This window comes from Ruminococcus sp. (genome assembly GCF_017650195.1).
In the GTDB taxonomy this organism is placed as follows: domain Bacteria; phylum Bacillota; class Clostridia; order Oscillospirales; family Ruminococcaceae; genus Ruminococcus.
This window is the reverse complement of the sequence record NZ_JAGCFH010000026.1, coordinates 1-13,812: the sequence shown is the minus strand read 5'-3', so window position 1 is coordinate 13,812 and position 13,812 is coordinate 1. Positions and strand designations below refer to the sequence as shown.

Annotated in this window: 18 protein-coding genes; all 18 read left to right on the top strand. The window is 45.1% G+C overall.

The window, feature by feature from the left end:
- On the top strand, nt 1–280 hold a 280-nt coding region (locus J6U00_RS01145), incomplete at its 5' end, for a hypothetical protein (RefSeq protein ID WP_296577767.1).
- Between the two features lie 61 nt (nt 281–341).
- A complete protein-coding gene (locus J6U00_RS01140) occupies nt 342–605 on the top strand; it encodes a hypothetical protein (RefSeq protein ID WP_296577765.1) in 264 nt (87 codons plus the stop codon).
- Nucleotides 606–615: 10 nt separating this feature from the next.
- Nucleotides 616–1,470, top strand: coding sequence for a 16S rRNA (adenine(1518)-N(6)/adenine(1519)-N(6))-dimethyltransferase RsmA (gene rsmA, locus J6U00_RS01135; RefSeq protein ID WP_296577763.1), 855 nt, complete (start codon nt 616–618; stop codon nt 1,468–1,470).
- Nucleotides 1,467–2,171, top strand: coding sequence for a precorrin-2 C(20)-methyltransferase (cobI, locus tag J6U00_RS01130; RefSeq protein ID WP_296577761.1), 705 nt, complete (start codon nt 1,467–1,469; stop codon nt 2,169–2,171). Before rsmA ends, cobI begins: the two co-directional genes overlap by 4 nt.
- Complete coding sequence (gene cbiD, locus J6U00_RS01125) at nt 2,161–3,303, top strand: cobalt-precorrin-5B (C(1))-methyltransferase CbiD (RefSeq protein ID WP_296577760.1); 1,143 nt, start codon at nt 2,161–2,163, stop codon at nt 3,301–3,303. Before cobI ends, cbiD begins: the two co-directional genes overlap by 11 nt.
- Nucleotides 3,296–4,054: a precorrin-4 C(11)-methyltransferase gene (cobM, locus tag J6U00_RS01120; RefSeq protein WP_296577758.1), complete on the top strand. Its 759-nt coding sequence runs from the start codon at nt 3,296–3,298 to the stop codon at nt 4,052–4,054. The genes cbiD and cobM overlap by 8 nt, the downstream gene beginning before the upstream one ends.
- Nucleotides 4,051–5,091: a cobalt-precorrin 5A hydrolase gene (locus tag J6U00_RS01115; RefSeq protein WP_296577755.1), complete on the top strand. Its 1,041-nt coding sequence runs from the start codon at nt 4,051–4,053 to the stop codon at nt 5,089–5,091. The genes cobM and J6U00_RS01115 overlap by 4 nt, the downstream gene beginning before the upstream one ends.
- Nucleotides 5,088–5,816: a precorrin-3B C(17)-methyltransferase gene (gene cobJ, locus J6U00_RS01110; RefSeq protein WP_296577752.1), complete on the top strand. Its 729-nt coding sequence runs from the start codon at nt 5,088–5,090 to the stop codon at nt 5,814–5,816. The genes J6U00_RS01115 and cobJ overlap by 4 nt, the downstream gene beginning before the upstream one ends.
- A complete protein-coding gene (gene cobK / locus J6U00_RS01105) occupies nt 5,809–6,555 on the top strand; it encodes a precorrin-6A reductase (RefSeq protein ID WP_296577750.1) in 747 nt (248 codons plus the stop codon). The genes cobJ and cobK overlap by 8 nt, the downstream gene beginning before the upstream one ends.
- 4 nt (nt 6,556–6,559) lie before the next feature.
- Complete coding sequence (cbiE, locus tag J6U00_RS01100) at nt 6,560–7,750, top strand: precorrin-6y C5,15-methyltransferase (decarboxylating) subunit CbiE (protein ID WP_296577749.1); 1,191 nt, start codon at nt 6,560–6,562, stop codon at nt 7,748–7,750.
- The gene (locus J6U00_RS01095; RefSeq protein ID WP_296577748.1) at nt 7,747–9,093 is read left to right on the top strand and encodes a cobyrinate a,c-diamide synthase; all 1,347 of its coding nucleotides are present in this window, start codon (nt 7,747–7,749) and stop codon (nt 9,091–9,093) included. The genes cbiE and J6U00_RS01095 overlap by 4 nt, the downstream gene beginning before the upstream one ends.
- Nucleotides 9,086–10,135, top strand: a complete 1,050-nt coding sequence (gene cobT, locus J6U00_RS01090; protein ID WP_296577746.1) for a nicotinate-nucleotide--dimethylbenzimidazole phosphoribosyltransferase — start codon at nt 9,086–9,088, stop codon at nt 10,133–10,135. Before J6U00_RS01095 ends, cobT begins: the two co-directional genes overlap by 8 nt.
- On the top strand, nt 10,132–10,650 hold the full coding sequence (locus tag J6U00_RS01085) for a bifunctional adenosylcobinamide kinase/adenosylcobinamide-phosphate guanylyltransferase (RefSeq protein ID WP_296577744.1): 519 nt from the start codon (nt 10,132–10,134) through the stop codon (nt 10,648–10,650). Before cobT ends, J6U00_RS01085 begins: the two co-directional genes overlap by 4 nt.
- Nucleotides 10,647–11,417, top strand: a complete 771-nt coding sequence (locus tag J6U00_RS01080) for an adenosylcobinamide-GDP ribazoletransferase (RefSeq protein ID WP_296577742.1) — start codon at nt 10,647–10,649, stop codon at nt 11,415–11,417. Before J6U00_RS01085 ends, J6U00_RS01080 begins: the two co-directional genes overlap by 4 nt.
- A complete protein-coding gene (locus J6U00_RS01075; RefSeq protein ID WP_296577740.1) occupies nt 11,414–11,812 on the top strand; it encodes a bifunctional adenosylcobinamide kinase/adenosylcobinamide-phosphate guanylyltransferase in 399 nt (132 codons plus the stop codon). Before J6U00_RS01080 ends, J6U00_RS01075 begins: the two co-directional genes overlap by 4 nt.
- Nucleotides 11,802–12,362: a histidine phosphatase family protein gene (locus tag J6U00_RS01070; RefSeq protein ID WP_296577739.1), complete on the top strand. Its 561-nt coding sequence runs from the start codon at nt 11,802–11,804 to the stop codon at nt 12,360–12,362. The genes J6U00_RS01075 and J6U00_RS01070 overlap by 11 nt, the downstream gene beginning before the upstream one ends.
- Nucleotides 12,359–13,330, top strand: coding sequence for an adenosylcobinamide-phosphate synthase CbiB (cbiB, locus tag J6U00_RS01065; protein ID WP_296577736.1), 972 nt, complete (start codon nt 12,359–12,361; stop codon nt 13,328–13,330). The genes J6U00_RS01070 and cbiB overlap by 4 nt, the downstream gene beginning before the upstream one ends.
- Nucleotides 13,324–13,812, top strand: a 489-nt coding sequence (locus tag J6U00_RS01060; RefSeq protein ID WP_296577734.1) for an aminotransferase class I/II-fold pyridoxal phosphate-dependent enzyme, incomplete at its 3' end; no start/stop codon positions are given. The genes cbiB and J6U00_RS01060, both read left to right, overlap by 7 nt.

The following is a 13,812-nucleotide window of genomic DNA, read 5'->3' as shown; positions in this document are numbered from 1 at the left end:
TTTCGAGGAAAGACTTCGTGAAGCAGAAAAGAACGAAAAGGAAAACGCTGCAGCTGGTGACAAGAATCCGGGGATATTTCCGAGAAGCCGTGTTCTTGTAAGGATAAGTCCAGACGAGACGGAGACTGTACTCTGCAAAGGAGTTCTTGACTATACTCTATGCGATGAGGGTGTGATATGCTCTAACGGCAAGGAACTTCTGCTTATCGGAAAGGACGGAAATGAAAAGGTTATAGCAAAGGCTGAACTGGCTGAAAAGCTCAGTGTAATAAACGAATAAACTGTATCCTTAGGTTAAACGAGGGATACGAAAATTCTTATCTATGAACAGGAGGCATCGTATGAAGATCAATGTTATCGGCGGAGAAATGGACAGACATGAGATCGACGAGTATATAAAGTACGCGGCGGAAAAGTATACTGGCAGACAGATCGGGCAGATGGATATTATCATTGACGGCGAATTCGTGGATTTGAAAGTCTACTTCAAGGATATGGATTTTCAGAGAGTCTACCGTTCCACGGATTATCTGGTAAATACTATGGAAAAACTCAATGACGCCAAGCGCAGTGAGTTTTCCGAAAAGGAACGCCACAGTGTTTAAGGAGTAACTGATGAATCTAACTAATATCGGAACTGTTAAGGATATTCTGTCCCGTCACGGCTTCAGCTTTTCAAAGGGGCTGGGACAGAATTTCATAATCAATCCTGATATATGTCCGAAAATAGCAGAAAGCGGCAATGCTTGCGAGGGCTTCGGGATACTTGAGATAGGAACTGGTATAGGAGTTCTTACGGCGGAGCTTGCAAAACGTGCTGACAAGGTAGTTGCGGTGGAGATAGATACGCGTCTCCTTCCTATTCTTGAAGAAACGCTTGCCGACTTTGAAAATGTGAAGATAATTAACGAGGACGTAATGAAGTGCGATCTGCACAAGCTTATCAACGAAGAGTTCAAGGGGCTTCAAGTGGCGGTTTGTGCAAATCTGCCCTACTATATTACGTCCCCCATTATTATGCTGCTCCTTGAGAGCAGACTGCCGATAGAATCAATAACGGTAATGGTACAGAAGGAAGCTGCACAGCGTCTTTGTGCAAAGGTAGGCTCACGCGATTCCGGAGCTATAACCGTTGGAGTGAATTACTACGGTACGGTGAAAAAGCTCTTTGACGTATCACGGGGTAGTTTCATGCCGGCACCCAACGTAGATTCTGCGGTGATGAGGATAGACCTTAATGGCGAACGTCGCCTTGATGAGGAGAGTGAGAGATTCTTCTTCAAGTTAGTCAAGGCAGGCTTTTCACAAAGGAGAAAAACACTTGCCAATTCGCTGTCATCGGTAATTGGAATACCTAAGGAAAAGGTATACGAAGCGCTTAAAGCCGAGGGGCTTCCCGAGGCAGCACGAATAGAGCAGCTTGATATGGAACAGCTTATAGCCGTGTCGGCTAAACTGATGAAGGAATGATGGGAACACTTTATGGTGTGAGCGTGGGGGCAGGTGATCCTCAGCTCATAACACTCAAGGCAGTTCGTATCATTGAAGCATGCAGTGTTATAGCCGTTCCGCGTACTGGAGGAGAGAATTCAGTTGCTCTCTCTATTGCGGAGCAGACGGTGGATATTTCAGCCAAGAGAGTGATATATCTGGATTTTCCAATGGCTTCTGATAAGGATATCCTAGATAGGGCTCATTCTGTGACGGTGAAGCAGCTATGTACAGAACTTAAAAGCAATGATGTTGCTTTCCTGACGCTTGGGGATATATCGATTTACTCAACATTTTGTTATATTGCAGATAGCGTAAGGACGGCAGGCTTCAATGTGGAGGTATGCGCAGGTGTAACGAGTTTTTCGGCTGCGACAGCCGCTCTTGCTGAGCCGCTTTGTCTTGGAAGTGAGGAGCTGCATATAATCCCTTACAGCTCCAGCAGTATTGAGAACTCTCTTCAACTTAGCGGAACAAAAGTGATAATGAAAGCAGGCAGACATACACAGGAGCTTATCTCACTGTTACGCAGTAAAGGACTTGCAGAACATACAAAAGCTGTTGTGAACTGTGGCTTTCCTGATGAAAGACTGTATGTGTCTATTGACGATATGCCTGAAACTCCAGGATATTTTACCTTATTTATAATTACTGACAGGGAGAGCAGAAATGAAGCTTGAAGAATATATATACAAAGGTTCGCAGAAGCTTCGGTGTGGTTATACTACAGGTTCATGCGCGGCTGCGGCAGCTATGGCAGCTGCAGAAATGTTGCTGACAGGTCAAAAGGCAGTTTATGCTGAGCTTATGACACCTAAAGGCGTAAAGTTGTGCCTTGATATAACAGAGCCTGTGATAGATGAAGGAAGAGCTTCCTGTGCAGTTATAAAGGACAGCGGAGATGACCCTGATATAACCAACGGGATAAGTGTATGCGCTGAGGTTTCGCTTATTGCTTCGGGAGTTGAGATAGCTGGCGGCGAGGGCATAGGCAGAGTGACTAAGGCAGGACTAGACCAGCCCGTGGGGGAAGCCGCTATTAATTCAGTACCACGTAAAATGATAAGCCGAGCGGTCATGGATATGGCTGAGAAATATGGATATTCTGGCGGTTTTAAAGTAATTATTTCCGTGCCAGGCGGAGAAGAGATTGCCCAAAAGACATATAATCCACGTATGGGTATTGAGGGCGGTATATCGATAATAGGAACGAGCGGCATCGTTGAACCTATGAGCAATTCAGCTCTTATCGAAACTATCCGTACAGAAGCAAACATGAGACGTGCAGAGGGTCAGAAGAATATGCTGCTGACTATAGGCAACTACAGTGAGAGCTTCGTTCAGGAAAAAATGCCTTTTTCACTTGAAAGAAGCGTTACGTGCAGCAACTTCATAGGCGAAGCAATAGATATAAGCATAGAGCTTGGATTTGAGACAATCCTTATCGTCGGTCACATCGGCAAACTTGTAAAGCTCGGAGCAGGCATAATGAATACTCATTCCTCCTGTGCTGACGGTCGTATGGATGTGCTCGTTACCTGTGGTGTTCTTGCTGGAGCTGACACAGATACACTGAAACAGCTACCTGACTGCGCTACAGTTGATGCGGCAATGGATATACTTGACGAAGCAGGATATCTTGATAAGACTGCGGAAGTTCTTGAAAAACGTATGGACTTCTATTTGCAGAATCGTGTAAAGTCCGAGGTCAAGATAGGCGCAGTTTCTTTTTCGTATAAACGCGACTTGCTTGTAAAGACTTCACTTGCTGACGAACTTATCAAGGCGATAACGGAGGAAGAAAATGGTTGATTTTGTCGGAGCAGGCTGTGGAGCTGCCGACCTTATTACACTAAGAGGAAAGCGGCTTCTTGAAAAAGCTGATGTTATAATATATGCAGGATCTCTTGTAAATCCTGAGCTCCTTGATTATGCAAAGCCTGAATGTAAGATATACAACAGTGCTACCATGCACCTTGACGAGGTTATAGAGGTCATGAAGAACGCCGAAGCAGAGGGAAAGGATACAGTACGTCTCCATACAGGAGATCCTTCTATATACGGTGCGATACGTGAGCAGATGGACAGGCTTGATGAACTTCATATCACATACAATATTACTCCCGGAGTAAGCTCCTTCTGTGGAGCTGCGGCAGCTCTCAGGGCTGAATATACCCTCCCTGATGTATCACAGACAGTTATCCTTACACGTATGGCAGGACGTACAGGTGTTCCGGCAAAGGAGAGCATTGAAAGCCTTGCGGCGCATAATGCAACTATGGTCATATTCCTCAGCGCCGGTATGACGGAGGAACTTTCAGCTCGTCTGATAAGCGGAGGCTACAGCAGTGATACACATGCTGCTATAGTATATAAGGCTACATGGAGCGATGAGAAGATTGTCCGCTGTACAGTCGGAACTCTTGCGGAAGCAGCAAGGAAAAATGGTATCACTAAAACAGCCCTTATTACGGTTGGTGATTTTCTCGGCGATGATTATGAGCTTTCAAAGCTCTACGATAAAAATTTTGAAACTGGTTTCAGAAAGGCAGAAGGTACATGAATATAGCTGTTTTTTCGGTCACTGAGAACGGCAGGCAGCTCTCGTTGAGAGTTCGTGAGCTGCTTGGCGGAGAACATAAGGTGAGCCGATATTGTTTTCATAAGCATACCGATGATGATTCTGCTGTATTCTGGAATATGGGCAGCATGGTAGGAAGACTTTTCGAGCGTTCTGACGCTTTCATATTTGTATGTGCCTGTGGTATAGCGGTACGTGCCATTGCTCCATATCTCGGCACAAAGGCGGACGACCCTGCGGTTATAGTTATGGACGATAGCGGCAAATATGTTATCCCAGTTCTTTCAGGGCATATCGGAGGGGCTAATCGTCTTGCGGAGATACTTTCTGAGGGACTTGGCTCTACGGCAGTCATAACTACTGCCACTGACTCCGGAGGACGTTTTTCTCCTGACAGCTTTGCAGCTGCGAACGACCTTATAATAACTGATTTTAAAGCTGCAAAGGAGATAGCTGCAGAAGTCCTCGATGACGAAAAAATAGGTTTTTCCAGTGCATATCAGCATAGCGGCCTGCCTTCGGAGCTTACTGAATTTGGTGTTTGCAGAACGGGTATTTGTGTAGGTACGAATATTGACGAAAAGCCGTTTCCAGTAACGCTCAATCTTGTACCGCGTAACATAGTTCTTGGCATCGGCTGCAAAAAAGGTATTTCTGCCGACGCTATAAACAGTGCTGTAAATGATGTGTTGAAAAAGAATAATATTGATATCAATAGGATATCGGAGGTCGCAACAATAGATATCAAGAAAGATGAAGAAGGTCTTTGCGATTTTTGCAGCAGATTCGGTTTTAAAATGAGTACTTACTCGGCTGAGGAGCTGATGAAGGTCACAGGAGATTTTGATAGTTCAGATTTTGTGCTTGAAACGACGGGCGCAGATAATGTCTGTGAAAGAAGCGCAGTTCTTTGCAGTGGTGGAAAGCTCATTGTAAAAAAGTTCGCTGCTGACGGAGTCACTGTTGCTGTAGCGGAAAAAACAGTATATCTTGATTTTGAGAGGAAGATGCAGCTATGAAGCTCTATGTTGCAGGAATAGGCTGTGGAAGCAGGGACGGTATCACTATCGAGGCAGAAAAGGCGATACTTCGCAGCGATATTGTTGTTGGATATACTGTCTACATAGAGCAGATAAAACGTTTTTATCCAGAAAAGGAGTGCCTTTCCACAGGTATGAGGCAGGAGCGTGAACGTGTTGAACTAGCTCTGAAAACAGCGGCAGATGGGAAGACTGTTGCTCTTGTATGCAGTGGTGACAGTCAGCTTTATGGTATGGCTGGACTTGCTTTTGAGCTGTCGGAAGACTATCCTGAGGTTGATATTGAGGTCATACCCGGTGTGACTGCCGCACTGAGCGGTGGAGCAGTTCTCGGTTCACCCATGACGCATGATCTTGCTCTGATAAGCCTTTCCGATCTTCTAACTCCTATGGAAAAGATAGAAAAGCGGCTTCACTGCGCGGCTGATGGCGATTTTGTAATTGCTCTCTACAATCCGTCCTCAAAAAAACGTGCAGATTACTTACAAAAAGCCTGCGATATCATTCTTGAATACAGATCAACTGATACGGTATGCGGTATCGTTTCAAATATCGGCAGGGACGGACAGAAAAGCCTTATACTGACACTCAAAGAGTTGCGAGATACAGACGTGGATATGTTCACCACAGTATTTATCGGTAATTCAGAGACCAGAGTGATAGGTGGAAAAATGGTAACTCCGAGAGGATATCGTAATGTGTAAAGTACTTATATTCGGCGGTACTACCGAGGGCAGAGAGCTTGCGGAATATTGCACTGATAATGGGATAGCTGCTGCTGTTTCTGTGGCTACAGAATACGGCGCTGAGCTGCTGCCTAAGAATGAACTGCTTGAAGTATTAGTCGGCAGGCTTGATATTGGCGGTATGAAAAAAACGATGGAGTCGTTGAAATGCAGTGCGGTCATCGATGCAACTCACCCTTATGCCGAGGAGGTCACAAGGAATATAAAGGAAGCCTGCGGTCAGCTTGACATAGCCTGTTACAGGCTCATTCGCAGTTCTGAGGAGATATCAGGCTGTATAAAAGCAAAGGATATGGACGAGCTTGTACATATACTTAACAGTTCCAACAAAACTGTTCTAAGTACTCTTGGAAGTAAGGAACTGCCGAAGCTTGCCGAAGTAAACGATTACAGTATAAGGATATGGATCAGAGCTCTGCCTGTTGATGATGTACGTAGGAGCTGTAGAGAGCTAGGCTTCTGTGAGGACATGCTGATACTTGAAAAGGGACCCTTTACTCTTGAACAGAATATCGCTCATATAAAACAGAGCGGAGCGGAGATACTTGTTACTAAAGAGAGCGGTGCTGCAGGAGGTTTTGCTGAGAAAAGAGAAGCTGCAGAAGTATGCGGGACAGAAATAATAGTTCTCGCAAGACCTCAGGAGAAGGGCTTTACATTTGAAGAGATAAAAACGATTCTTGATGAAATGAGGTGAAGAGGTGAAGATATACATAGTCGGGATAGGCATGGACGGTGTAAAAACACTGACCGCTGAAGCTGAAAAGGCTATTGCAGAAGCAGACGTGCTTATAGGCGCTGAAAGAATGCTCGCACCATTTGCCGCAGCAGGCAAGATGATGTTCACAGAATATCGCAGCGAGGAAATAGCACGTTATATTAACGAAAACAAGCCGGTATCGGCAGCTGTGCTCATGTCCGGAGACTGCGGCTTTTTTAGCGGTGCAAAAAAACTGATAGAACTTCTCTCAGATTACTCTCCCGAAATCATAAGCGGTATTTCTTCACCTGTTTACCTTTGCTCAAAGCTCGGGAAGGACTGGTCAGATTGCTGCTTTGTCAGTCTTCACGGGAAAAAAGCCAATATCGTCCGCAACGTAAGAGCGCACAGAATGACTTTTTTTCTCCTTGGCGGCGATATAACAGCTGCTGAGGTCTGCAAACGTTTGTGCAGTTATGGCTTGGACGACATACTTGTGTATGTCGGAGAAGAGCTCGGATACGATGGAGAGAGAATATCATCAGGCAAAGCCAGTGAATTTACTGATGTAAGAACCTCGGGACTTTCTGTTATGCTGTGCGAAAACAGCGAATATGAAATGACTTTGCTCAGTGGGATATCCGATGAAGAATTCATCAGAGGAAAGGTGCCAATGACAAAATCCGAGGTCAGGACTGTAGTTGTTGCAGGTCTTGGGATATGCAATGACAGTATTTGCTGGGATATCGGCAGCGGCACTGGGTCAGTAGCTGTGGAAATGGCTGTACGATGCGTGAACGGTATTGTGTGTGCTGTTGAAAGAAACGCCGAGGCTGTTGACCTCATAAATAAGAACAGAATTAAATTCGGTTGCGACAACATCAATATATACAGCGGTGATGCTAAGGATATCATCAATGAACTCCCTGTACCCGATGTAGTTTTTGTAGGAGGTTCAGGCGGTCATTTATGTGAGATAATTGAAAAAGCTTATTCTCTAAACAGCAATATCCGCCTGACCGTAACTGCAGTTTCTCTTGAAACTCTTTCAGAGTGCTCAGCAATATTCGATAGGCTTGGCCTTGAATCAGATATAACACAGATAGCAGTCACACGTACAAGAAAGGTAGGCAGCCATACCATGTTTTCTGCTGAAAATCCGGTATATATCATAAAGAGGAAGCTCATATGAAAAGAGTGATAATCGGCGGTACTCACAGCGGCTGCGGCAAAACAACGATCGTCTGTGCTGTGTTATCTGCTCTTAAAGCCAGAGGACTTACAGCTGCAAGCTTTAAATGCGGTCCGGATTACATAGACCCGATGTTCCACAAGAGTATTATCGGCGCTGATGCACATAACCTTGACAGCTTTTTCTGTGATGACAATACTCTGAGATACCTTCTTTGCAAAAACGGAAAAGATGCTGATATATCTGTAATAGAGGGAGTAATGGGATACTATGATGGCGTTAATGGCAGAGGTTCGGCTCATTCTGTATCGATGGCTGTGGAAACACCCTCGGTAATAGTTATCGACTGCAAGGGCTCCTCTGAGTCAATAGGAGCTGTGATGAAAGGCTTCCTTGAATATATGACGCCAAACAGGATTGAAGGCTTTATTTTCAACAGGCTAACTGAGCGACTTGTTCCTCTTGCTAAGGAACTGTGCGGTAGGCTCGGGACAAAGTATTTCGGTTATTTCCCGGTTAATGATTTTTCTCTTGAAAGCAGGAGGCTAGGTCTTGTTACTGCTGCTGAAGTAGCGAATCTTAAAGAGAAGACCGAAAAACTTGGAGAGCTTGCTGAGAAAACTATTCTGTTGGACGAGCTTATTAAGACGGCAGAATGTCATATGCCTGATTATGTTCCGGTGAAAGTAAAAAGACTCTATGAAAATAAGCGGCCCAAAATTGCTGTTGCAAATGACAGTGCTTTTTGCTTTATTTACTATGATAATATTGCACTTCTCAAGGAACTTGGCTGTGAGATAGAATATTTTTCGCCCATTGAAGATAAAAAAATTCCAGAGGACTGCTGTGGTATGATACTCAGCGGAGGCTATCCGGAGCTTTACGCGGAAAAGCTTTCCGCAAACCGCGATATGCTCAGTGCAGTTAGAAGTGCGATAGCGTCTGATATGCCTACTATCGCTGAGTGCGGAGGATTTATGTATCTGCATGATACTATGAGAATGTCAGACGGTACCGAATACGGTATGGTTGGAACTATACAAGGTACAGCTTATGAGACCCAGCGCCTTCAGCGCTTTGGTTATGCTGTCATCACTTCTGATAAGCATAATCTTATATGTAAAAAGGGGCAAATAATAACCACTCATGAGTTCCATTATTGGGACAGCACTGACTGTGGAAGCGATTTTACAGCCCAAAAGGCTGATGGAAGAAGTTGGAGATGCGTTCATGCTGAAAGTTCGCTGTACGCAGGCTTCCCACATTTATATTTTTTCACGGATACGGATATTGCCAAAAGATTTGTTGCTGCTTGTGCGGAGTTTGGAGGTATTTATGGATAGGATAAAAAAGATAGTACCTGTTGACAGAAAATATGCCGACCTTGCGCAGGCTCGCTGGGATTCAGTGGCAAAGCCTCTTAGAAGCTTTGGTCTTCTTGAGGATATGTGGGACAGAATAGCGGCTGTACAGCGCACGGACACTCCGAATATCTTCAACAGAGCTGTAGTTGTTATGTGTGCGGATAACGGTGTAGTTGCAGAGGGAGTGACACAGTCAGACAATACAGTGACTTCTGTGTGTGCAAAGGAGATAGCCTCCGGAAGATCAAACATAAACGTTCTTGCAGACGTTTACAGAGCTGAAGTTGTTACAGTAGATATAGGTATTGCCCGTGATATCCACTGTAAGGGGCTGCTCAGCCGAAAAGTCGCCTTTGGCTCAAATAATATCGCGGTTGGACCTGCTATGACATTGGAACAGGCAGAGGAAGCCATAATGACTGGCATGGATATTGTCCATGACCTCTCTATAAAGGGCATAAAGCTTATAGTTACAGGAGAAATGGGAATAGGCAACACTACACCTACTGCTGCGATAGCTTCTGTTCTTCTTGGTCTGCCTCCGGATATGGTCACCGGCAGGGGGGCTGGCTTGTCGTCTGAAGGACTTGAAAGGAAGATAGCCGTAGTAAAGCGTGCAATCAAAGTCAATTCACCTTTTTCAGGAGATCCTATTGAGCTGCTTTCAAAGGTGGGAAGTTACGAGATAGCAGGTATGGTTGGACTATACCTCGGCGGAGCTGTTTACGGCATTACAGTCGTTATAGATGGAGTAATATCAGCAGCGGCGGCAGCTATTGCTGCTTTGATATCGCCTTATTCTGTGGATTATATGCTTGCAGGCCATGTTTCTGCGGAGCCTGCAGGAAGAGGTCTGATAGGAAAGCTAGGACTTCATGCAGTCATAGATGGCGGATTGAAGCTAGGTGAGGGTACGGGAGGTATACTGCTTCTTCCTCTCCTTGATGGCGCTGCAGCGATATACTATAATTCACACCGATTCGACGTATCGGGCATAGAAAGGTATGTGGAACTGAAATGATTACACTTATTACAGGCGGTACGAAATGCGGAAAGTCTGAATACGCTGAAAAGATACTTGAACGGTTTATAGGTCCGAAATATTACATTGCCACCATGAATCCTGTGGGCGATGACGCTGACGAGATTATCGCCCGTCACCGTGAAGCACGAAAGAACAAAAGCTATATAACTATGGAATGTCCACGCGATATAGATAAGCTTGATCTTCCCATAGGTTGTGGAATACTTCTTGAATGCATCGGAAATCTCTGTGCTAACGAGATGTATGTCGGAGGTAATGTGCTAAAACCGTCAGACAAGATAATACACAGTATCAGATCACTTGGAGAAACAGCTTCGGAGCTTGTGATCGTTACCAATGAGGTGGGCTGTGACGGAAACAGCTACTCTATGGACTTAATGGCTTATGTAAGCGAGATGGCTATAATAAACAGTGGAATAGCTGAATTTGCCGACAATGTTGTGGAATGCGTTTACGGTATCCCCATTGCTCTGAAAGGAAAGCTAATATGATAAAGTCACTTTTTACTGCGCTGCGTATGTATTCAAGGATACCTGTACCTGAGGTAGAGTGGAACAAAGAGAGCCGCCGGTATTCGCTGTGTTTTTTCCCTATAGTGGGTGTCGTGGCAGGCGTGCTTCTTATACTCTGGAACGACGTATGTGCCGTTCTCAGTACAGGTGGTTTGCTTTTCGGTGCAGGAGCGGTATTGCTAATGGTACTCTTAACCGGAGGAATACATCTTGACGGCTTTTGCGATACCTGTGACGCAAGAGCGTCATGGGGAGATAAGCAGCGCAGGCTCGAGATACTGAGCGATCCGCATATAGGTTCATTTGCAGTGATAAAGCTTGTAGCCTATATGATACTTTATACCGCTCTCATGTCAATGCTCTATGACACTGCGGTGGTCTATGCAGCAGCGTGGGGATATGTACTTTCACGTTCACTCAGCGGACTTGCGGCAGTAACTCTTAAATCGGCAAAAAATGAGGGAACACTTTTCGTTTTTACTGATACGGCAGATAAAAAGGCAACTCTTTTTGTGCTGTCCTTCACAGCATCAATAAGCTGCTTTGCAATGATAGCTGTATGTCCGCAGGCAGGCTTTGCCGCGGCAGCTGCTTCGCTGCTTACAATGGCATATTATCGTTATGTAGCATATAAGGAATTCGGCGGCATAACTGGAGATCTTGCAGGCTGGTTCCTGCAAGTGTGCGAGCTTGCTGTTACAGCCGCCATCGTTTTGGTATACAGAATATTGGAGGTCTCAAAATGAAATTTATTATCGGAGGAGCATATCAGGGCAAGATAGGTGCCGCTATGAAATTATTTGGACTTAATGAGTCAGATATAACTAACGGATCAACCTGTGATCTGGAGGATGTTTTTTCAGCAAAATGTATCAAGAGCTATCACAAGATTATAGCTCGGCTTCTAGCACAGGGAGTTAGCCCTATTGAGTTTACAAAAAGACTTTGTCTTGAAAACAAAGATACTGTTATAATCATGGACGAAATAGGCTGTGGAATAGTTCCCGTTGAACAGGCGGAGCGCAAGCGCCGTGAAGAGACTGGTCGCTGCGGATGTATAATATCAGCAGCAAGTGATACGGTCATACGTGTGATATGCGGTATACCGGTCTACCTGAAGGGAAATAAGAATGAGGATTGATCTTATACGCCACGGCAAAACAGTTGGAAATCTTGATATGCGATACATCGGCAGTACCGATGAGCCGCTTTCTTTTGCAGGTATCTCGGAGCTTGTGAAAATAAATTATCCGGATTGCGGGAGACTTATCGTCAGTCCTATGAAAAGATGCATCCAAACTGCTGAGCTTATCTACCCTGGAGTTTCGCATCATGTCTGCGAGAGTCTTAAGGAGTGCGATTTCGGTGATTTTGAATGCAAGAACTATATCGAGCTCAGCCTTGACAGCCGCTATCAGCGCTGGATAGACAGCGGAGGAGAAGATGCTTTCCCTAATGGAGAAGTTCCTGCTGATTTCAGGAAGCGTTGCATAGACGGCTTCCTTGAAAGTATTAAAACGATACCAGAATACGGCCACGCAACTTTTGTGGTACATGGTGGTACAATAATGTCAATAATGGAGCATTTTGCGGTTCCAGAGAAAAGCTATTACGACTGGCATACCGCAAACGGGCACGGCTACATCACGGAATTTGACGGAAATATAATAAGGGTGACTGATAAAATATGAATTACATTATAGCGGTCCTACCGCTTCTGATAGGCGCCCTTCTTGATTGCATGATCGGTGACCCACACAGTATGCCACATCCTATTAGACTGATAGGCAGCTTGATATCGTGTCTTGAAGCCTTCGTTCGCAAAAACATGAACCATCATCTGCGTGCAGGCGGTATATTCCTTGCGGTAACGGTATTGCTTATAGCCTCTTCTGTACCGCTTGCCATACTGCTCATATGCTACAGAATAGCTCTGCTATTGGGAGCCGCTGTCGAAGGGATTTTGTGCTACTATCTTATCGCTCCGCGATGTCTGCACGACGAGAGCATGAAGGTATACCGTGCTATAACTACCGGAGATGTGGAGGGAGCGCGTAAGGCTGTTTCAATGATAGTCGGCAGAGATACTGCTTGCCTTGATGATAAGGGCATTGTACGGGCGGCTGTTGAGACAGTTGCAGAGAATACCTCAGACGGAGTTACGGCACCGCTTATGTATATGTCACTTGGCGGCGCCGTTCTTGGTTTTTTCTATAAAGCCGCAAATACAATGGACTCTATGATTGGTTACCAAAATGAAAAATATGCCGATATCGGAAGATTTGCCGCAAAGCTCGACGACGTGCTTAATTATATACCATCTCGTCTGACAGCGTTAGCTATGATAGCCTGTGCACCATTTCTTGGACTTGACGGAAATGGAGCATACCGTATCTGGAAAAGAGACAGACGGAAGCACGCAAGTCCTAATTCTGCACAGACGGAATCAGCATGCGCAGGGGCTCTCGGCGTAAGGCTTGCAGGAGATGCATATTACTTCGGCGAGATCCACAAAAAGGAGTACATCGGCGATCCGGTACGTGATATAGAAAATGAAGATATACGCCGTGCGAACAGGCTGATGTATGTGAGCTCGGCGGTCATTTTTGTTTTTGCTGTTATAGTAAGGGCTCTTCTGATAGGAGGCGTATTATGCTAAATGGATATCACGGTGGCAACGACCTCGGACTTGATATAGAGCTTGATTTTTCAGCAAATCTTAATCCGCTCGGTATGTCAGAATCAGTTCGCAGTGCAGTGACAGCTGCCGCCGGCAAATGGGAAAGCTATCCTGATCCATACTGTCGCAGTCTGAGGAGTAAGCTTTCAGAAATGCTCGGTACTCCTTATGAGTGCATAGTCTGCGGCAATGGAGCTGACGATCTTATCTACCGTATTGTTTCAGCATTGAGACCTGAGAATGCTCTTATATGCTCTCCCTCATTTGGCGAGTACAGAAAGGCTCTGCTGGAGAATAGATGTATCATCAGCGAGCACCAACTAAGAGCTGAGGATAGATTCAGACTTACTGACAGCATACTTGATAAAATATCCGGCACCGATATTGTTATACTTGCTTCTCCAAACAATCCTACTGGCTTGATTATTGAGCCAGAGGTTCTTGAGAGGATAGCAAGGGAA